General features: G+C 65.5%; 1 pseudogene. It reads left to right on the forward strand.

Annotated elements, in window-relative coordinates:
• Positions 1-252: pseudogene (locus AC0L2P_RS32455) on the forward strand (hypothetical protein); the annotation flags it as partial.

Genomic DNA, 252 nt, shown 5'->3' on the forward strand with positions numbered 1-252 from the left:
GTGGCGGAGGGCGATCAGGCGGCGGAAGGGTCGGGCCTGCAACACGGTCTGGCCTTTGCGGAAAACGCGCTGTCGGTCCTGCTGCCGGTCCTGATCGTCATGACCGCGCTGGTCGAGCTGGCCGCCTGGCCCGTCACCTGGGTCCAGACCTTCGGCTATGGCAAGGGGACGGCGGCGCAGTTCGACTATATCGTCCTGCTCAACCGGCTGACCTTCCCCTATTTGCTGTTCATCAGCCTGGTGTCGCTGCTC

Source organism: Mesorhizobium sp. WSM4836, assembly GCF_055811815.1.